Origin of the sequence: Alloalcanivorax profundimaris (assembly GCF_015265435.1) — a bacterium.
GTDB lineage: Bacteria > Pseudomonadota > Gammaproteobacteria > Pseudomonadales > Alcanivoracaceae > Alloalcanivorax > Alloalcanivorax profundimaris.
The window spans coordinates 43,096-61,407 of sequence record NZ_JABJWH010000014.1; the positions used below are offsets into that span (position 1 = coordinate 43,096).

Genomic DNA, 18,312 nt, shown 5'->3' on the forward strand with positions numbered 1-18,312 from the left:
TTATTCGACACCCGGGGAGGGCTTTTCCATACTCGACTACGAGGCTTTCGAAAACGACAAGTGAGGACAATGTCTATGAAGCGACAAAAACGCAGTCGTGATGATCGTGCCTACAGCCGGGGCTACCAGGCCGGATACCGAGGAAAGTCCCGCGATTTCTGCCCCTTCGGCGCCCTCCAGGCCCGCAGTAACTGGATGCAGGGCTGGCGTGAAGGGCGCACCAACCAAGTTCAAGGCATGATCGGCGTTGCCGGCATTCACAACCTGAAGGACCTCTGAAAGCTTCAAGCCAGATCAAACAATTTCGATACGTTTTTCCGTTCAGCGCCGGCGCTTCGCGCGTCGACCCCACAGGGCCCCTCCAGGGCCCTTTTTAATGGGCGGCGCCCTACTCTTTGGCCGGTCCCGGGGCGCTATCCTAGCCGGGATCCCGCGACGATTCCAAAATGATTGGCGCCCTTTAGCCATGAGACCGAAGCCCGTAACAGGGATCGCCTACTCTTCGACCTGCGTCACACCGTCTTGCGGGTCTCGACATCACCGATACACAGGTTCCCACCAAGCCTGACCCGCGCCAATCCTTATCGCCGCGACAACATGAGCGCGCGGGCGCCCCATCAACATAAAAACCGCCTCTCTAAACCATGGTTAATTGTTCTGGTTTGGTGCCAAAGCTAGGGTTGAACCGTTCTTAGACAACAACAACACCGAGGTGAGGTTCATGAGAAAACGAATAGCTATCGTAGGCGCGGGCGCGGCGGGCCTGCATTTAGGTCTCTATCTTCGGCGGCATGATATCGATGTAACTTTGTATTCGGATCGGCGTCCGGAAGACTACCGAACCGCCCGCCTTCTCAACACCGTGGCGCATCACTCGATAACCATCGCCAGGGAATCGGACCTGGGCGTGAACAAATGGCCGGTGAACGAAAATGGCTATTATGGCCACTACTACTATGTCGGCTTGCCAACGCCATTGCGTTTCTACGGTGATCTGCAAGCTCCAAGCCGTGCCGTGGATTACCGGATATACCTTCCCGAGTTGATGAAGTCCTTCGCCGAACTGGGAGGACGCATCGTGTACGAAAAGGTAAGCACCGAGGATCTCGAAACACTATCGGAGCAGTACGATCTTCTGGTCGTCTGCACGGGCAAAGCGGGCTTTGGTTCACTGTTCCAGGCACGGGAATCCGCAACGCCCTTCAAAACCCCGCAACGGGCCCTCTGTGTCGGACTGTTTAAAGGTATCGCGGATTCCCCAATCCGGGCGGTCACCATGTCTTTCTCACCCGGCGCCGGTGAGATGATCGAAATTCCGACGCTGACATTCGACGGTATGCGCACCGCCCTGGTAATGGAAAACCATATCGGCGGAGAACTGGAGATCCTCTCTCAGGTTAAGTACGAAGAGAATCCCCGGGCGATGCGGAATCTACTGCTTGAAAAACTCCACGAACACCACCCGTCAGTGGCGGAGCGTATTGATTCCCGGACGTTTGACCTGGCGCGGGACTCCAACGACATCCTCCAAGGCGCGGTGCCACCGATCTACCGGGAAGGTTCCGCCACTCTTAATAACGGCCAGACGATCATGGGGCTGGGCGATGTCATGGCAACCGTGGATCCAATTCTGGGCCAGGGCGCCAACATGGCTTCCCACGCCGCCAGAGTGCTCGGCGAAGAGATTGTCAGCGCCAGCGCCTTTGACGCGCGCTTTATTGAACATGTCGAAGCCCGGCGTGAGGACAGGGTGATCTGCGCCACCCGCTGGACCAACTATATGCTCAAGAACCTCAAGGAACTGCCACCCGAATTCCAGAAATTCATTGGCACCCTCAGCCAGAACCGTGAAATGGCCGATGAATTCACCAACAACTTTAACTACCCCGAAAAACAATGGGATTACTTCTCCAGTATCGACCGCCTGATGGCCTGGTGTGAAAAGTACTCCCACCAACAGGCTGCCTGACATGAGAAGTGGCATCCAGCCGGAAAGCCCGCTCAAACAAGAAAGGAGATGAAAATGACCGCGAACAGCCTTTCAGTTACGGAGAACATTGACGGACAGTCTTTCCGTCGAGCCGTCTCTCTATTCGCCACCGGCATCGGCGTGATCAGTTCCGAGGACTCCGACGGGGATATCCATGGAGCGACCGTCAACAGTTTTACCTCCATCAGCCTGGACCCGCCGACCATCATGATTTCCCTGAAACCGGGAAAAATGCACAGCATGCTTTCTGATGAAGGTGTTTTCGGCGTGAGCATCCTGGGCGAAAAACACAAGGAATACTCCAATTATTTCAGCCGACGTGATGTTCGTGGGGCACGGCCTCCCAATTTCACCAGGCGCCACGCTTCAAGAACCCTGACGGATGCCATTGCCTGGTTTGAATGCAAAGTGGAGAAAACTCTGGACGTTAATGACCATACCTTGTTCATCGCCAGAGTAACGGCCTGCGGCCAGTCCGAGACGGCGTCCCAAGCGCCACTATTGTTCTTCGCCAGTCAATACCATCACAACCCCTCACCCATCGCTTGAATGGCGATTGAAATAAGACAACATCTACAAATTCCAGAATTACAATAAAGACGCGGAGGCATTATGCTTGACTCATTTGAAAAGAAAATGGCTGGACACGGTGTTTTGATGATCTTCTCCACCCTGGTGTTCGGGGTGGCTCTTTGGATGAACCTGGTCGGAGGGTTCGAGATCATCCCGGGTTATATCCTTGAATTCAATGTCCCAGGAACTCCGGAAGGTTGGGCGAAGGCGCACATCGGACCAGCCCTGAATGGCATGATGGTTATTGCCGTGGCGTTCATCCTTCCTCACCTTGATTTTTCGCCCAAGAAAGCCCGGCTTCTTGGCTGGATCGTCGTCGCCGATGGCTGGTCCAACGTTGGCTTCTACTTCTTCTCCAATCTCTCCGAAAACCGTGGCCTGACCTTTGGTCCAAATGTCTATGGCGAGGGAAATATTTTCAGCTTCCTCGCTTTGGCGCCCGCCTATCTGTTCGGGGTTCTGGCTCTGTGGGCTTTGTTCGTGATCGGCTGGAAAGCAATCAGATCGGGGCGCTGAGGCGCCCCCGATCATTGTCTTTACCTCACGACACGGAAAGAAAAACAACAGGCGAGAACCACCATGCGAAATCATAAACTGGTCGCTGCCCTGCTAGGCGGCCCAATACTCACTCTGTCTCCGGGAACCTGGGCGACCGAGGGATTAAGATTGGAAGGTTATGGCGCGATCTCCAGGGCCATGGGCGGCACCGCCATGGCTCAAGATGCCGGGGTGGCGGGAATAATGAGCAACCCCGCCACCTTGTCAATCGCGCCACAAGGCAGTCGATTCACGGTCGGAGCGGATGTTATCACCGCCCGGATCGTAAACGAAGACCTTGTCACTGGAGAGCGGTCGCGCACTTCGGACAGTGGAAAAAATCGAGGGCCCTACGTTGCCCCTCAACTTGGCTACAGCCTGACTCGGGGCGCCTGGTCTCTCGGTACCGGGGCCTTCGCATTAGGCGGTCTGGGTACGGAGTACGGGCGACAAGGCTTTCTTTCCGAGGGGTCCAGCGGTGCCGCCACCGGCCTGGATAACAGCAGCCGCTTGCTGGTCGTTGATATTCCCTTCGCTCTCAGCTACCGGTTCAATGACCGCTTGACCGTTGGCGCCTCCATCGATGCCGTGTGGAGCGGCCTGAACCTGAACATGCTGCTTGGAGCCAACCAGGTTGGCGGCCTGATCGCCGATGGGCGCGTGGAGGGAAGCCTGCTCGGCACGCTATCTACACTGCCAGCACTGGACGGCGCGCACCTTGGCCTCACCAGGGACCACCCTGTGAGCAGCGGCGCTGACGCCTGGGGCCTGGGCGGACGTGTGGGCATGACCTGGGCTCTGACCGAGGACACTCGCGTCGGGGCCGCTTACAACTTCGCCACGCGCCTGAATGATCTGAGTGGTGATGCCACGCTGACGGCCGTCGACCAGGTTGCTGGCCAGATACCGATTAGCGGCCGCGTAAGAATCGTCGACTTTCAGATGCCCGCGTCCTTTGGCGCCGGAGTCACCCATAAGGTCGACGAGAACTGGAGTCTTTCGTTGGATATCAGCAGGGTTCTATGGCGTGATGTGGTCAAGGATCTGGATGTGCGCTTCAGCAGCAATGAGGGTGACGACCTGAACCTGGAGATCCCTCAGAACTACAAGAACCAGACGATAGTGGGGGTTGGTACCGCCTATCGCCTTGGCGATTGGGTATTAAGGGGCGGATACCGGCACGGCACACAAGTAGTTCCTGATCGTGACCTTTTTGTAACACTCCCCGTCACGCCAACCCGAATCCTTTCCGCTGGTGTTTCATATCAGCCATCACCGCGTAGCCGGGTGGACTTTGCCTATTCCCATAACCTGGAGATCGACAGGACCAATCCTGGCAACAGCAATACGGGAAACCCAGTCAGAACCAGGGAGTCCCAGAACAATTTCGTTTTTAGTTATACCCTCAGCTTCTAGGTGCATATGATGAAAAAACTTCTGGTATTGTACCCCCACCCGGTGGACCGAGACGCTTTTCTTTCCTACTACGAATCCAGACATCTTCCAAAGGTTCATGATCTTCCTGGTTTATTGTCCGCCTCGTTTAGCGTGGCCGAGGACAATTCCTCTCCTTACTTTGTATACTTCGAAGCCACCTTCGAGGACAAACAGGCTTTAACCAAGGCCATGATCTCCGAGGCAGGCGGATTCCTGGCCAGCGACATCGCAAACTTCTCCCCCAAAGGCGCCGTCACGATAACATCGGAGACGCGGGTGGTGAAGCATGCGGTCGCCGGCGCGGACGGCTGAAGGATTCCGGGCGGTCAACGACCCTCCGTACTTTTTTGACATGCTCTCACGCGCCACCGCTTTCGAGGACGATCCAAGCATCACGTTGGCACAAAGAGGTCTGGCATGCATGAATTCATAAAAAGAATATTCAACGATGGCGACAAATTCAGAATTGGCAGTGTCAATTTTGATCATCGGGATGACCATCAGACCCAAAAAGAGAAATTCGCACGAATCATTCTCGACCAGATGTACCACTTCGCCGGGCTTCTTACCAGCGACGGTCGAATCCTTGAGATCAATGTCCCCGCCTTGAGCGGCGCCGGGCTTCGCATTGAAGACGTCGTCGGCATTCCCTTCTGGGAAGCTCGCTGGTTCGCGTTATCGGAGGAGAGCAAGGCCCTGCAGCGCGCGATGGTGCAACGGGCCGCGAATGGCGAATTTATTCGCCGGGATATCGAGGTTTATGGTGAAGCCAGTGGTGAAAAAACGATCATCACCGACTACTCGCTGACACCGTTGAAGGATGAAGCCGGAAATGTCCGCTTCATTCTCGCCGAGGGTCGCAACATAACCGAAAAAAAGCAATTTGAATCAGAGATCGCCAGAAAGAACACCGAACTGGAGGAAATTCTAGAAAAAAATCGTGATTTGGATAACAAAAAAGATCACTTTTTCGCCAATATCAGCCATGAACTAAAAACTCCGCTGTCCCTGATCATTGGCCCGGTGGATGACATTCTCTCAAACGATATCGGCCTCTCCAAAAGACAAAAGACCGATCTCGTCGCTATTCGTCGAAATGCGATTACCATGCTCAATCTCGTTAATGAGCTTCTGGACTTGGCGAAGGTGGACGCAGGGAAGGTTCAACTTTTCTATGAAGCCATTCCTCTGGCCGGATTCATTAAGGAAATTGCCAGCCATTTTGACGCCATCGCCCTCCAAAGCAATATCGCGTTCGCGGTGACGGTCCCGGATGAGCTGGAGATCGAAGCCGATTCCGAAAGGCTGGGTCAGATCGTTTTCAATCTGATCTCCAATGCTTTCAGTGTGACCCCCCGAGGGGGCCGAATCAGCTGTAACGTCGAGAGACCGGATTCCCAACGGGTTCTTATCACGGTGAAGGACACCGGGCCAGGCATCGACTCCGATCAGGCGACAAGGATCTTTGAACGCTTTGAGCAAGGCGATGGCCTCCTTCAAAGTTCAAGAAAAGGAACCGGACTAGGGCTGGCGATCGTAAAGGAGTTCGTGGATCTTCATGGAGGGATCGTCACGGCCACCAATTCATCAGTGGGTGGCGCGGTTTTCAGCGTTGAACTGCCCTATAAGGCTCCGTGTGGCACGGGGGTGCGCCCGAAACCGACGGATATGACGCGCGAGACGGGCATCCTGGTGCCCCGCCAAGGCATTCATGAGGAATCCTCGCCGGATGTGCCGGGCAATGGGCGACCGCTGATCCTGGTGGTTGATGACAACCACGAGATGAGGAACCTGATCGGCCGTATCCTTGGCAACGAGTACAGGGTGCGAACCGCCGGTGGAGCGCGGCAGGCTCTAGCGGCCCTCGAAACGGAGCCACCGGACCTGATCATGACCGATCTCATGATGCCGGAATACAGTGGCGATGAGATGATCAAATCGATCCGCAATCGTATCGATTCCGGACAAATTCCCATTCTCGTCCTTTCGGCCCATGCGGACATTACGGTTAAAAACGAGCTGCTGTCGAAATACGTCCAGGACTACGTCACCAAGCCTTTTTTTGTTCCCGAACTGTTATCACGGGTCCGAAACCTGTTAATGATGCGTGAGACCCGCCTGGTACTACAGAAGGAATTGAAGTCCCGCGACACCGACCTTATTCAGCTTACCCGGGAACTGATCGAGGGCCGCAGGGAACTACAGAACAGCGTCGATGCATTGCGTAAATCGGAAGGCCGTTGGCGAGCGATTCATGAAAACTTCGCGGTCGGCATCGCCGCCGTGGATGGCAACTGGATGTTCGTGAATGTCAATCCGGCATTCTGCCGCATGCTCGGATATGGCGCAGACGAGCTTCTCGGCCGTTCGATCATGGAAATAACCCACCAAGCCGATCGATCGTTTACCGGCCATCGCCTGACCCAGCTTCTATCGGGGGAGATCGACAATTACCACCACCGCAAGCGGTTCATCAACAAACAGGGGGAAGCGGTCTGGACGAGTTCCAGTGTCTCCGTGATACCACAAACCGAGGACACTCCTCCCTTGCTGATAGGCGTAGTGAAGGACATCAGCGAAACAAAAAAGGCGGAACTTGAACTGGAGGAGGCCCGTCTAGAGTTGGCTCGCGTTATGCGGGTCACATCCATGGGCGAGTTGGTGGCATCGATCACGCATGAGATTAATCAGCCGCTCTCCGCCATCGTTTCGAATAGCCAGGCCGCGCTGCAATGGCTGTCCCATACCCCTCCGAACCGCAACGAGGCCATAGGCGCCATCAAGAGCATTCTGAGAGATGGGGAGCGGGCCGCCAATGTAGCCATCCGTATTCGTGGGTTCATGAAGCGGGATGCCACGACTTCCCAGCCCGTCGCCTGGCCTACCCTCATTACCGACGTACTGGATTATGTGAACGAAACGGCGCGAAAAAAAGGCATTGAGATCCACACTGATCTGGCCCGCGATCTGCCCGTGATCAACAGTGACAAAGTGCAACTGCAGCAGATTCTCCTGAACCTGGTCCTTAATGCCATGGAGGCAATGGATGGCATGGATGCCAGGGCGGGCCCTTGGAACGGCGGCAAGATACTTCGAATTCGGGTCTGGCTTCGCTCACACACCATCCTGGTTTTGGTCGCCGATAACGGGCCAGGCGTTGCCTCCGAGGTCAGGGCACGGGTTTTCGAGCCGTTTTTCACAACCAAATCCAATGGCTTGGGAATGGGTCTTCCCCTGTGCAGAACGATCGCGAATCGACTCGGCGGCGATCTCGTTCTTCTTGATAATGAGAACGGGCGCGAAGGCGCTTCGTTTCAGCTGAGTTTGCCGCTGGAGAACAAAAAGAATGATTAAAGAGCACACCGTTTACATCGTCGATGATGATATCTCAATGCGCGAGGCGATAAGTACCCTGCTTCGCTCCCATGGTTTTCGGATTGTCTCCTGCGAGTCCGCGGAAACCTTTCTGGACCAGGTGTCTTTCGAAAGGCCCTGCTGTGTGGTCCTGGATGTAAGTATGCCGGAGATGACGGGCGTCGAGCTTCAGAACTACCTGATTGCGATCAACGAGATGATCCCGATTGTCTTCGTCACCGCGCACGGGGATATCCCTATGTCCGTGAAGGCGATCAAGTCCGGTGCGATCGAGTTCCTTCAAAAACCGGTTGACCAGGAGCACCTTCTGGCGGCGGTGAGACAGGGGCTAGAACGGGATGCCAGAAAACACGACGAGCTCAGTCAACGGGCAAGTCTGAAAGAACGGGTAAACCTGCTGACACCGAGAGAACGGGAGGTTCTGAAGGAGGCGGTGACCGGCAAGCTCAACAAGCAAATCGCCGCAGACCTTGGCGTCACCGTGGTCACGGTTAAAGTACACCGGCACAACATGATGCAAAAACTGGCCGTCAGGTCCCTGGCGGAACTTGTCCGTATCGTCGAGCGTCACGCTGACCTTTTCTAGTCACGATCCATCGACAAGACCTTTACCACGCCCTGACCACCTGCCTGACAAGGTCCGGGCCCTGGTAGATCAGGCCGGAATAGACCTGCACCAGGTCGGCGCCCAGGCGCCGCTTCTCGACGGCGTCGGCGCCACTCTGGATGCCGCCCACGCCGATGATCGGCAGGCGGCCATCCAGGGCGCGGCGCATGGTGGCCAGGGCCCGGTCGGCGATGGGTTTGAGCGGGGCGCCGCTCAGGCCGCCCTGCTCGCCGCCGTGCTGGAGCCGTTCCACGCCGGGGCGCTCCAGGGTGGTGTTGCCGACGCACACGCCGTCGATGCCGTGGCGTACGAAGGCTTCCGCCATGGCGCCCAGTTCCTGCTCGTTGTTGTCCGGGGCGATCTTGATCACCAGGGGCACGCGCTTGCCGTTTTGCTGGTCGAGCCGGGTTTGCGCCTCGCGCAGGGTGCCGAGCAGCGCGTCCAGGGCGTCGCCGTGTTGCAGGCTGCGCAGCCCCGGGGTGTTCGGCGAGGACACATTGACCACCAGATAGCTGGCCAGGGCGTGGACCTTCTCCTGGCAGATCAGGTAGTCGTCCACGGCGTTTTCCACCGGGGTGTCCTTGTTCTTGCCGATGTTGATGCCCAGCACGCCTTGATAGCGGCTGGCGCGGACATTGGCCACCAGGGCGTCGACGCCGTGGTTGTTGAAGCCCATGCGGTTGATGATGGCGCGGGCCTCGGGCAGGCGGAACAGGCGCGGCTTGGGGTTGCCGGGCTGGGCGCGCGGGGTGACGGTGCCCACTTCCAGGAAACCGAAGCCCAGGGTGGCCAGGCCGTCGATGCAGTCGCCGTTCTTATCCAGGCCGGCGGCCAGACCCACCGGGTTGGGGAGATCCAGGCCCATCACCGAAACCGGCCGGTCCGGCACGGTGCCGGGCAGCAGCTTGCCGGCGCCCCGGCGCAGCATGTCCAGGGTCAGGTCGTGGGCCTGTTCGGCGGACAGGGTAAACAGCAGTGGACGGGCGAGGCGGTACAACACGGGGCGGCTCCAGAGCGATCGGCGCGGGGAGTATACACCGATGCAGGATTCAGGATGCAGGATACAGGCGCGAGAAGGGCCCTGTCGGCGGCGGGGCCGTGCCCGCGCGGAGAGCCACGACAGGATCTCAGCGCGGAGTGAACACCCACGCGGCCCCACTCATGCCATCCCCGCGCCTGCATCCTGCATCCTGAACCCTGTATCGCGCTTCAGGCGCCGAGGATGCGGTCGAGCACCTCGGCGAGGTTGGCGGAGGCGCCGGGGCGGATGCCACGCAGGGCGTCGCCGAGCTTGCCGGCCAGGTCCGGCTCCAGGCGCTTGAGCCGGGCCCCGCCGTTGGCGAGCCGGGCGGCGATCTGCGGGTTGATGCCATCGAGTTTCTTGAGCGCCCGGGCGAACAGGGCGTAGCCGCTGCCGTCCGGGGCATGGAAGGCGGACGGGTTGCCGTTGACCAGGGTGCCGATCACCGCGCGCACCCGGTTGGGCAGGGTCCACTCGAAGGCCGGGTGGTCGAGCAGCGCCTCGGCCCGGGCCACGGTGTCCGGGCCGGGCACGGTGGCCTGGATAGCGAACCACTGGTCCATGACCAGCGGTTCATCGGCCCATTGCTCGGCGAAGCGGGCCAGGCGGCCCTGGTCGTCCAGGCCGTTGTGCACCAGGTCGCGCAGGGCGCCCTGGGCGTTGGTCATGCAGGTCGGCTGGTCGAAGTCGCGGCCCAGGTATTCGCCCACCCTGGTCGCGTCGAGGGCGCCCTGCCCGGCGGCGGCGGCCAGGTAGGCGAGGGCCAGCCGGCGCAGACGGCGGCGGCCCATGGCATCGCCGCCGCTCTGGTAGCGGGGCTCGTCGAACTGCTCGGCCAGGCGCCACCAGTGGTCGGCCAGGGCCTCGCCGAGAGCGGCGCGCAGGCCGCTCACCGCCTGATGGACCCGTTGCGGGCGCAGCGGCGCGTGGCGGTCGCCGACCGCGTTTTCGGCGGGCAGGCCGAGCAGCAGCGCGGCCTGGGCCGGGTCCTCGGCGGCGCGGGCGATGACCCGCTCCAGCACCGGGGCGAGCCGGGGCAACTGGTCGGCGGCGCTTTCGCCATCGTCGATGATGCGCGCCAGGGCGGCGAAGTAGAGGCGCTGAGCGGCATCCCAGCGGCAGAAGCCGTCGCTGTCGTGGGCCAGCAGCGTGACGAGCTGCTCCTCGCTGAAGTCGTAGCGCAGCGACACCGGCGCGGAGAAGCCGCGTAGCAGGGACGGCGTGGGCTGTTCCGGCAGCCGGAAGCGGAACACCTGGCGGGGCTCGCGCAGGATCGCCACGGTTTCGGTGCCGCCCTGGTCGTCCAGGGGCAGCGGCCGGCCCTGGCCGTCCAGGAGGGCCAGTTTGATCGGGATCATCAGCGGCTGCTTGTCCGGTTCGCCGGGGGTGGCCGGGGTGTGCTGCTCAATGGTGAGCTGGTATTCGCCATCCCGGTAGTCGTCGGTGACCGTGAGCACCGGGGTGCCGGCCTGGCTGTACCAGCGTTTGAACTGGGTCAGGTCGAGCCCGGACACTTCTTCCATGCAGGCCACGAAGTCGTCGCAGGTAACCGCCTGGCCGTCGAAGCGCTCGAAGTAGAGGTCGGTGGCGCGGCGGAAGTCCTTGGCGCCGAGCAACTGATGCTGCATGCGCACGATCTCGGCGCCCTTCTCGTAGACGGTCAGGGTGTAGAAGTTGTCGATCTTCTGGTAGGCCGCCGGGCGCACCGGGTGGGCCATGGGGCCCTGGTCCTCGGGGAACTGATGGTTGACCAGGAAATCCACGTTTTCCACCCGCACCACGGCGCGGGAGTTCATGTCCGAGGAGAACTCCTGGTCGCGGAACACGGTGAAGCCTTCCTTGAGGCTGAGCTGGAACCAATCGCGGCAGGTGACCCGGTTGCCGCTCCAGTTGTGGAAGTATTCGTGGGCGACCACGGATTCCACCCGCTCGAAGGCGGCGTCGGTGGTGGTGTCGGGGTGGGCCAGCACGCAGGAGGTGTTGAAGATGTTGAGGCCCTTGTTCTCCATGGCGCCCATGTTGAAGTGGCTGACCGCCACGATCTGGAAGATGTCCAGGTCGTATTCGCGGCCGAACACCTGTTCGTCCCAGGCCATGGCGCGCTTGAGTGAATCCATGGCGTGGTCGAGCTTGTCCAGGTCGCGGTGCTCGGCGTACAGGCGCAGGGCCACTTCACGGCCGGAGGCGGTGGTGAAGGTGTCCGACAGGCAGGCCAGGTCCCCGGCCACCAGGGCAAACAGGTAGCAGGGTTTGGGGAACGGGTCTTCCCAGGTGGCGAAGTGGCGGTCGCCCTCTTCCTCGCCGGCGTCCACCGGGTTGCCGTTGGAGAGCAGCAGCGGGTAGGCGCTCTTGTCGGCGTGGATGGTGGTGGTGAAGCGGCTGAGCACGTCCGGGCGATCCGGGAAAAAGGTGATGCGGCGGAAGCCTTCCGCCTCGCATTGCGTGCAGTACATGCCGTTGGAGCGGTACAGGCCCTCCAGGGCGGTGTTCTTTTCCGGCTCGATGCGCACCACGGAGGTCAGGGTGAAGGCGTCCGGGGCGCCGGGGATCACCAGCTTCGGGCCGTCCAGGCGGTAGTCGTCGCCGGGGTTCAGTTCACGGCCGTCCAGGGTCAGCGAACGCAGCTCCAGGTGCTCGCCATCGAGCACCAGATCCTCGGGCTTGTCGGCGCGCTCCGGGTTGCGGCGCAGGGTCAGGCGGGCGGTGACCAGGGTGTGGCCGTCGCGCAGGTCCACATCCAGGGTGGTGTCCGGGATCAGCCAGGCGGGCGGCTGGTAGTCCGCCAGGCGGGTGACCGGGTTGGGCTGTCCGTCTCTCATCAGTGTTCTCCGTTTCGGCCGGCGGGGCGCAGGGAGACCGGCTGCTCGCCGTCCTCGTCGGCGGCCTGGCTCTTGCAGTGGCTGGGCACGTAGCCGGTGCGCTCCTCCTCGGGCAGGTTGCGGATTTCCCAGGCGATCACCGCCTGCAGGCACAGCTCGCGCTGCTCGTCGCTGACCTGACGGCCGTCGGGCCAGCGGCCGGTTTCCACGGCGGTGCGCATGTTGTGCCAGACCTCCAGGGTCATGGAATCGATCATCTGGTCGAAGGAGGGAGCGGAAGACATCGCGGGTACCTGTCGAAAACTGTGCGTTATGGAATGGGGGGTAAGGATACAGGATTCAAGATACAGGATGCAGGCGCGAGACGGGCCTTGCCGGCGAAGGGGCCGCTGCAAGTTGAAAGTTGCAAGTTGAATGGAGGTGGCCGCGCGGCTTTCCCGCGGCCTTCGGCTGGGAAAACCTTTCGCGGCTCGCCTTCCCTTAAGCGCGGGCATGGCCTTTCGTCTCGCCGGACCCCGCCCGCGCTTCAACTTGCAACTTGTGACTTGCAACCAACGGCCCGCGGCGGCGGCATCGCGGCTGAAGCCGCTCCTACAGCCCGGTCGAAGCGGTGGGAGCGACTTCAGTCGCGATCGGGTTCAATTGCCGTCGCCGGGGCGGGTGCTCCAGCCCAGCTTGGAGCGGCAGGCCTGGTAGAAATCGTGCCCCGGGGGGTGAATCAGCCGCAGGCGGTGGGGCTTCTTGCGGATGGCGATGACGTCGTCGACCTTGAGGCGGATGCCGGCGGTGCCGTCGCAACTGACCAGGGGGTTTACCTTCTCGGTGGTGATCCGGATCTTGATCTCGCTGTCACCGTCCACCACCAGGGGCCGGCTGGTCAGGGTGTGCGGGTTGAGCGGCACCATCACCATGGCGTTGAGGCGCGGGTGCATGATCGGGCCGCCGCCGGACAGGGCGTAGGCGGTGGAGCCGGTGGGCGTGGACACGATCAGGCCGTCGGAGCGCTGGGCGTAAACGAAGTGCCCGTCGATGGCGAGCTCGAAGTCGATCATGTGGACGCTGTCGCCGGAGAGCAGCACCACGTCGTTGAGGGCGCTGCCCTCCCCCACCACGCTCTTGCCCCGGCGCACTTCCATGTCGAGCAGGAAGCGGCGCTCGGTGGTGTAGTCGCCGTCCAGCACCTGGCCCACCCGGGATTCGATTTCCGAGGGCAGGATGTCGGTGAGGAACCCCAGGTGGCCGCGGTTGATGCCCAGCACCGGGATGTCGTAGCGGGCCAGGGTGCGGGCGGCGCCCAGCAGGCTGCCGTCGCCGCCGATCACGATGATCAGGTCGCAGGCCTCGCCCATTTGCGCGGTGCTGGCCGCCTGCAGGCCCATTTCAGCGAGGCTGTCGGCAATCGCCTTGTCGAGAATCACGGTGCAATCGCGGCCGTGCAGGAAGTGAATCAACTGGCGCATGGAGTACAGCGCCTGTTCGCTTTCCGAGCGGGCGATCAAACCGATGATGCGAAATTTTTCCTGGGACACGTTGCGGAGCCCGTTGCCAGCGCCGGCCCCCGCGCGGCGCGGGGACGGCTATTCGGTAAGGTATTCGTGCAGGGTATCAGCATTGCCGTTGAGGCCGCCATCCAGCACGTACACGTCCAGACCGGCGTTTTTTAACAAAAATGCCGCCGTGGCGCTACGCCGGCCGGTGTCGCAGTAGGCCACGTAGGCCCGATCCGGGTCCAGCAGGCGGGATTTCAGGCGCAGGGCACTGAGCGGCATGTTGGCGGCGCCTTCCAGGTGCTGCTGGTCGAATTCGTCGGCGGTGCGCACGTCCAGCCAGCGGCCGCCCTGGCCGACCCGTTCGCGGGCCTGGTCCGCGTCCAGGGTGTGCACCACCGGTTCGCGCAGCAGGCCGTCGAAGTCCTGGCGGTCCAGGCGCATCAGCACGCCGTCGGTGGCCATGGTGACGGTGGCGTTGCGCGGCTTGCCGGACAGCAGCGCCTCCTCGCCGAACCACTGGCCTTCCTCGAGCATGGCCACCGGGGTGGCCTCGCTCTGCCCGCCCAGGGTGATGGCCACCTCGCAGACGCCTTCCTTGATGATGTAGCAGCAGTCCGCCTCGTCGCCCTGGCGGACGATGGCCTCGCCCTCCTTGCAGCGGCGCGCGTTGAGGCGCCGGAAGATCTCCAGGATGTTGGACGGCGGCACCCGGTGGAACAGGTTGGACTTGAGCAGCCGGATCATCCATTCGCGGTCGTGCTGGTAGGCCGCGTTGGCGTTGATGTCGAGGATCACGTAGCCGGCGGACTGGTCCCAGGACAGGATGGTGTCCAGGCGGAAGCTGTCGAAGCGCACCACGCTCACCTCGGTGAGCGCGCGGCAGTCGTCACGGCGCGGCTGGAAGTGACCCAGCGGGTGCCAGGAGGCGCCGTCGCCGGCGCTCACCAGGGTGCGCTCGCCCCGTTCGCTGAACAGCTCCACCTGGCCGCTGAGCAGATAGATGGTGGTGTTGTCCCGGTCGCCTTGCCGGAACAGGATGTCGCCGGCTTCGTAGCGGCGCACTTCCTGCTGGTCGAGCAGCCAGTCGAGCTGGTCGCCGGACAGGGCGTTCACCGGCACGAAGGTCTGCAGCAGGCGTTTATCGATGGATTCCTGAGCCATTCCGCGACTCCCCCTTGCATCGGATTCTTTTTCATAGCCCTGCAAAAAACTTACCAACCTCTCGCTCACCGGAACTTCAACACATTGTCGATGGAGGAATCCGAGCGACAGTGCGGGCAGCGGTTGGAATTGCAGTCGGACACGCCGGGCTTGAACTGGTTGGGCACATCCACCCGGATCACCCGTTTGCCGCAGGGCGTCTGCTCCGGCCCCACCACCACCTGGCACACCGGATTCTCGTAGTGTTCCAGCCAGGCCCGGTAGTGATCCTCGGTGACCAGGCACTTGCGGGCGGCGAACGCCTGCGGGTTGTCCATGTAGTCGGAGATCTGCTCGGCGGGCACCGAGACATGGCCGGCGCCGGGGTGGAAGGCGATGAAGCTGAGGCCCAGATCCTCCAGTTTTTCCAGCATCTTGCGGGCGCCGGAGTGGGCCACCTTGAGCTGGTCGCGCTTGAGCTCGGAGAGCTCGCCGCGCAGCTGGCCGATCACCTCGTCGCGGTTGAGCACGTCCATTTCCCGGGTGTGAATCTCGTCGGCCAGGCGCGCCCGCTCCTCCTCCAGACGCTGCTCCAGGGTGAGCTTGTACTGCTCGGTGAGGCGCTCCACCTCGCTGCCCTGGGCCGCGTCGCGGCCGGCCTGCTCCTCCAGGCTGCGGTTGAGGGCCTCCACCTGGGCCTTGAGCGAGCCGTTCTGCTCGCGCAGGGCGGCGTTCTGGGATTTGAGGGTCTTGAACTGCATCAGCACCTTTTCCAGCTGGGCGCTGAGAATCTCTTCCTTCTGCTGCTGGGCGTAGCGCAGCTGCGCCAGCTCTTCCTTCTGGCCGCTTTCCAGGGTGTGGATGCGCAGCCGCAATTCCTTGATGGTGCGCGCCAGACGCACCCGCTCGGCGTCCTCGCGCTGATCCGCGCGGGCCGCCTTGACGGTGGGCACCGGCTCGTCGGAGAGGGTCGGCACGGCGCGCGGCGGCGGCAGGTCCTCGTCCACCTCCAGGCCCATCTTGGCGCCGCGCTGGCGCACCAGGTCCCGGGCCGCCACGAAGTCGTTGGCGCCGGGCTTCATGGAGGGGTCCCAGAGCTGATCCTGGTGCCAGGCCACCGGGCACTGGCTGCGGCAGGCCAGGCGGATCGGCCCGGCGCCCATGTCCGGGCCGGGGCCGCCGTGCTCGGCCAGGTGGCGCAGGGGCACGTTCCAGGTGTGGTCGGCCATGCCGTCCTCGTCGAAGCCGATCAGAAACAGCACCAGGGCCTTGATCTTGAGCTGCCCGTTGACCAGGCAGTAGGCGCCGCGCATTTCCCGGCGCGCGTACTCCGGCACCCCGACCATGCCGTCCAGAATCGCCTCGAAATCGGCGTACAGCATGCTCTTGGCGATGCCCTTGCGGTCGTAGAACAGAATCGCTTCGGAGGTTACGGACGAACCCGCCATGACGCCCTTCCTATCGTTGTTATCGGCTTCGGCCAGTGACACGGGACGTCACTCCCTGCCGTTGCCGGTCAGTCGCCGCGACGCTTGGCCCCCGCCGTCGGCCCCCATACCTGCGCGGAGAATAGGCAGTGTCGTAATGCCAGCACAAGGAAGCGGGTCACCAAATTGGCAAGACGTCGGCGGCGCCGGGGATGGCGAGAAACGGGATGAGTCGGGTGAGTCGAGGGAGAGGTGTTGGAGAGGTGGATCAGGGAAGCGGGTTGGCGACGGAGGCCGGAGCTACAGCTCCACGCCGTCGTCGCACAGGTCGTCATCGAGTTCGTCGAGGCTTTCCAGCCACAGTTTTTGTTCCAGTTGCTCTTCGAGATATTCGTCCATGGTGTACTCCTTTCTTTCTTTGCTTTCTCTGCTTTGCTGTTGGTCGTGTGGAGAATAGCCGCCGGGTTGTGACGGCTTGATGAACGGCCGTTCCCGTGGCCGTTCGGGTATTTGGAGGGAGAAATCCGCCGGGAGTTCCCCAGCGGTATGGTTTCGGCGCCACATAGAAAAAGGGCACCGGCGTGAGCCGATGCCCTGAACTTCAACCTTACAAACAATTAAGGAGGAAGGATCATGAAGAAGTGGCGGAGCGGACGGGACTCGAACCCGCGACCCCCGGCGTGACAGGCCGGTATTCTAACCAACTGAACTACCGCTCCGACTCTCCCCGTGGGCTCTCAAGCCCGGTGGGAAACTGGTGGGTGGTGACGGGATCGAACCGCCGACCCTCTGCTTGTAAGGCAGATGCTCTCCCAGCTGAGCTAACCACCCTGGGTGCTTCGCGTCGCGAAGTGGGCGCCATTTTAGGGATTGGGCCCGGGGTGTCAACGGCTTTTTTCACCCGGCGACACCGTTCGGTCATAATTTGTCCTGATCGTCGATGAACGCCTTGGCGGCGTCCAGGGTCGGGAAGCGTCGGGGCAGCGCGCGGCCGTCCGGGCCGGCCACCAGATAGTGGCTCACGCGCAGTTGCCAGGTGTCCCGGTCGAGCTCGCCCTCCTCCATGATGGTGTAGCCGTCGCCCCAGGGGTAGCCGTTGCCGATCATGACCGCTCCCCCACCACCCGCTCGACCACGATGTCCGCCAGGTCGTCCAGGGACAGGCGCCGGTTGGTGCTGAACCAGTTCGGGGTCCAGCCGATCATGCCGGTGATCAGGCGGCGCAGGATGAAGGGATCGGCGCGGAACGCGCCCTCGGCGTGCAGATCGCCGAGCACGTCCAGCCACAGCCGCTCGTAGACGTCGCGCAGGGCCAGCGCGCGGCGCTGGTTGTCCTCGCCGAGGCAGCGCCACTCCTGGACCATCACCGTCATCGCCTCGCGGGTGTCGCCCACGGTGGCGGTGAGCTCCGCGCGCACCAGGTTGCGCAGGCGCTCCAGGGGTGTGTCCGCCGACGCCACCGCCTGGCGCAGGCGCTCGGTATTGAAGCGAATCACCTCCTCCATCACCGCGTAGAGGATGTCCTCCTTGGTCTTGAAGTGATGGAAGATGGAGCCGCTCTGAATGCCCACGGCGGCGGCGATGTCACGCACCGTGGTGCGGTCGAACCCCTTGGCGCGGAACAGCTGGGCGGCGGCGCTCAGCAGCCGGCCCCGGGGCGAATCATCGATGCCGTGGATGGACGGATTGTCGGGCATGGGGTCGTTCCTCCTGGCGGCGCATTAAAAGACGGCAAGCCGCGAGTCGCAAGCGGTAAGCTTCAAGCAGGCCCTATCGCGGCTGAAGCCGCTCCTACAGCATGCCCTGCTCATGCCCTGCTGGTAGCTTGCCTCTTGCCAAACCAAGCGCTTGCTTGGTAGCTTACGGAATCCCATCAATCACGGCAATCAGGAGCCG

At 61.8% G+C, this 18,312-nt stretch carries 16 protein-coding genes and 2 tRNA genes; 8 read left to right on the plus strand and 10 right to left on the minus strand.

All coding sequences use genetic code 11. From position 1 onward, the window contains the following. Positions 1 to 75 precede the first annotated feature (75 nt). From rmf to HMJ39_RS08950, 8 genes are all read left to right on the plus strand, one after another. A complete protein-coding gene (gene rmf, locus HMJ39_RS08915; RefSeq protein ID WP_194297037.1) occupies positions 76 to 279 on the plus strand; it encodes a ribosome modulation factor in 204 nt (67 codons plus the stop codon). A gap of 442 nt (positions 280 to 721) precedes the next feature. Continuing rightward, positions 722 to 1,969 (plus strand): styrene monooxygenase subunit StyA, encoded by a 1,248-nt coding sequence (styA, locus tag HMJ39_RS08920; protein ID WP_194297038.1) that lies wholly within the window; start codon positions 722 to 724, stop codon positions 1,967 to 1,969. A gap of 54 nt (positions 1,970 to 2,023) precedes the next feature. Continuing rightward, on the plus strand, positions 2,024 to 2,539 hold the full coding sequence (styB, locus tag HMJ39_RS08925) for a styrene monooxygenase NADH-dependent flavin reductase subunit StyB (protein WP_194297039.1): 516 nt from the start codon (positions 2,024 to 2,026) through the stop codon (positions 2,537 to 2,539). A gap of 63 nt (positions 2,540 to 2,602) precedes the next feature. Continuing rightward, complete coding sequence (gene styC, locus HMJ39_RS08930) at positions 2,603 to 3,079, plus strand: styrene-oxide isomerase StyC (protein WP_194297040.1); 477 nt, start codon at positions 2,603 to 2,605, stop codon at positions 3,077 to 3,079. A 63-nt stretch (positions 3,080 to 3,142) separates the two neighbouring features. Continuing rightward, on the plus strand, positions 3,143 to 4,516 hold the full coding sequence (locus HMJ39_RS08935; RefSeq protein WP_194297041.1) for an OmpP1/FadL family transporter: 1,374 nt from the start codon (positions 3,143 to 3,145) through the stop codon (positions 4,514 to 4,516). Between the two features lie 9 nt (positions 4,517 to 4,525). Next, positions 4,526 to 4,849: an EthD family reductase gene (locus HMJ39_RS08940; protein WP_194297042.1), complete on the plus strand. Its 324-nt coding sequence runs from the start codon at positions 4,526 to 4,528 to the stop codon at positions 4,847 to 4,849. A 105-nt stretch (positions 4,850 to 4,954) separates the two neighbouring features. Then, a complete protein-coding gene (locus HMJ39_RS08945; protein ID WP_194297043.1) occupies positions 4,955 to 7,891 on the plus strand; it encodes an ATP-binding protein in 2,937 nt (978 codons plus the stop codon). After that, on the plus strand, positions 7,884 to 8,498 hold the full coding sequence (locus HMJ39_RS08950) for a response regulator transcription factor (RefSeq protein ID WP_194297044.1): 615 nt from the start codon (positions 7,884 to 7,886) through the stop codon (positions 8,496 to 8,498). The genes HMJ39_RS08945 and HMJ39_RS08950 overlap by 8 nt, the downstream gene beginning before the upstream one ends. A gap of 22 nt (positions 8,499 to 8,520) precedes the next feature. Here HMJ39_RS08950 and HMJ39_RS08955 read toward each other — a convergent pair whose 3' ends face one another. The 10 genes from HMJ39_RS08955 to HMJ39_RS09000 form a co-directional block, all read right to left on the minus strand. Continuing rightward, positions 8,521 to 9,519 carry a quinone-dependent dihydroorotate dehydrogenase gene (locus tag HMJ39_RS08955; protein ID WP_194297045.1) on the minus strand — a complete coding sequence of 333 codons (999 nt, stop codon included), beginning with the start codon at positions 9,517 to 9,519 and terminating at the stop codon, positions 8,521 to 8,523. 209 nt (positions 9,520 to 9,728) lie between these two features. Continuing rightward, a complete protein-coding gene (gene pepN, locus HMJ39_RS08960) occupies positions 9,729 to 12,359 on the minus strand; it encodes an aminopeptidase N (RefSeq protein WP_194297046.1) in 2,631 nt (876 codons plus the stop codon). Further along, positions 12,359 to 12,643 (minus strand): YeaC family protein, encoded by a 285-nt coding sequence (locus HMJ39_RS08965; RefSeq protein ID WP_161383058.1) that lies wholly within the window; start codon positions 12,641 to 12,643, stop codon positions 12,359 to 12,361. Before HMJ39_RS08965 ends, pepN begins: the two co-directional genes overlap by 1 nt. 354 nt (positions 12,644 to 12,997) lie before the next feature. Beyond that, entirely contained in the window at positions 12,998 to 13,888 is an 891-nt protein-coding gene (locus HMJ39_RS08970) for an NAD(+) kinase (protein ID WP_194297047.1), read from the minus strand. Positions 13,889 to 13,936: 48 nt separating this feature from the next. Beyond that, a complete protein-coding gene (locus HMJ39_RS08975) occupies positions 13,937 to 15,010 on the minus strand; it encodes a cyclic nucleotide-binding domain-containing protein (protein WP_194297048.1) in 1,074 nt (357 codons plus the stop codon). A 65-nt stretch (positions 15,011 to 15,075) separates the two neighbouring features. Next, positions 15,076 to 16,437: a hypothetical protein gene (locus HMJ39_RS08980; protein ID WP_194297049.1), complete on the minus strand. Its 1,362-nt coding sequence runs from the start codon at positions 16,435 to 16,437 to the stop codon at positions 15,076 to 15,078. Between the two features lie 621 nt (positions 16,438 to 17,058). Next, positions 17,059 to 17,135 (minus strand) — tRNA-Asp (locus HMJ39_RS08985). A gap of 36 nt (positions 17,136 to 17,171) precedes the next feature. Continuing rightward, positions 17,172 to 17,247, minus strand: a tRNA-Val gene (locus HMJ39_RS08990). 87 nt (positions 17,248 to 17,334) lie between these two features. Beyond that, positions 17,335 to 17,523 carry a hypothetical protein gene (locus HMJ39_RS08995; RefSeq protein WP_194297050.1) on the minus strand — a complete coding sequence of 63 codons (189 nt, stop codon included), beginning with the start codon at positions 17,521 to 17,523 and terminating at the stop codon, positions 17,335 to 17,337. Next, the gene (locus tag HMJ39_RS09000) at positions 17,520 to 18,113 is read right to left on the minus strand and encodes a TetR/AcrR family transcriptional regulator (protein ID WP_194297051.1); all 594 of its coding nucleotides are present in this window, start codon (positions 18,111 to 18,113) and stop codon (positions 17,520 to 17,522) included. The genes HMJ39_RS08995 and HMJ39_RS09000 overlap by 4 nt, the downstream gene beginning before the upstream one ends. Between the last annotated feature and the right edge of the window lie 199 nt (positions 18,114 to 18,312).

What these genes read in the sequence shown, in the direction of transcription:
- styC (WP_194297040.1), top strand. Translation starts at nt 2,603, where the DNA reads ATGCTTGACTCATTTGAAAAGAAAATGGCTGGACACGGTGTTTTGATG.
- HMJ39_RS08975 (WP_194297048.1), bottom strand. Translation starts at nt 15,010, where the DNA reads ATGGCTCAGGAATCCATCGATAAACGCCTGCTGCAGACCTTCGTGCCG.
- HMJ39_RS08995 (WP_194297050.1), bottom strand. Translation starts at nt 17,523, where the DNA reads ATGATCGGCAACGGCTACCCCTGGGGCGACGGCTACACCATCATGGAG.
- pepN (WP_194297046.1), bottom strand. Translation starts at nt 12,359, where the DNA reads ATGAGAGACGGACAGCCCAACCCGGTCACCCGCCTGGCGGACTACCAG.
- rmf (WP_194297037.1), top strand. Translation starts at nt 76, where the DNA reads ATGAAGCGACAAAAACGCAGTCGTGATGATCGTGCCTACAGCCGGGGC.
- HMJ39_RS08945 (WP_194297043.1), top strand. Translation starts at nt 4,955, where the DNA reads ATGCATGAATTCATAAAAAGAATATTCAACGATGGCGACAAATTCAGA.
- HMJ39_RS08940 (WP_194297042.1), top strand. Translation starts at nt 4,526, where the DNA reads ATGAAAAAACTTCTGGTATTGTACCCCCACCCGGTGGACCGAGACGCT.
- HMJ39_RS08980 (WP_194297049.1), bottom strand. Translation starts at nt 16,437, where the DNA reads ATGGCGGGTTCGTCCGTAACCTCCGAAGCGATTCTGTTCTACGACCGC.
- HMJ39_RS09000 (WP_194297051.1), bottom strand. Translation starts at nt 18,113, where the DNA reads ATGCCCGACAATCCGTCCATCCACGGCATCGATGATTCGCCCCGGGGC.
- HMJ39_RS08935 (WP_194297041.1), top strand. Translation starts at nt 3,143, where the DNA reads ATGCGAAATCATAAACTGGTCGCTGCCCTGCTAGGCGGCCCAATACTC.
- HMJ39_RS08950 (WP_194297044.1), top strand. Translation starts at nt 7,884, where the DNA reads ATGATTAAAGAGCACACCGTTTACATCGTCGATGATGATATCTCAATG.
- styA (WP_194297038.1), top strand. Translation starts at nt 722, where the DNA reads ATGAGAAAACGAATAGCTATCGTAGGCGCGGGCGCGGCGGGCCTGCAT.
- HMJ39_RS08965 (WP_161383058.1), bottom strand. Translation starts at nt 12,643, where the DNA reads ATGTCTTCCGCTCCCTCCTTCGACCAGATGATCGATTCCATGACCCTG.
- styB (WP_194297039.1), top strand. Translation starts at nt 2,024, where the DNA reads ATGACCGCGAACAGCCTTTCAGTTACGGAGAACATTGACGGACAGTCT.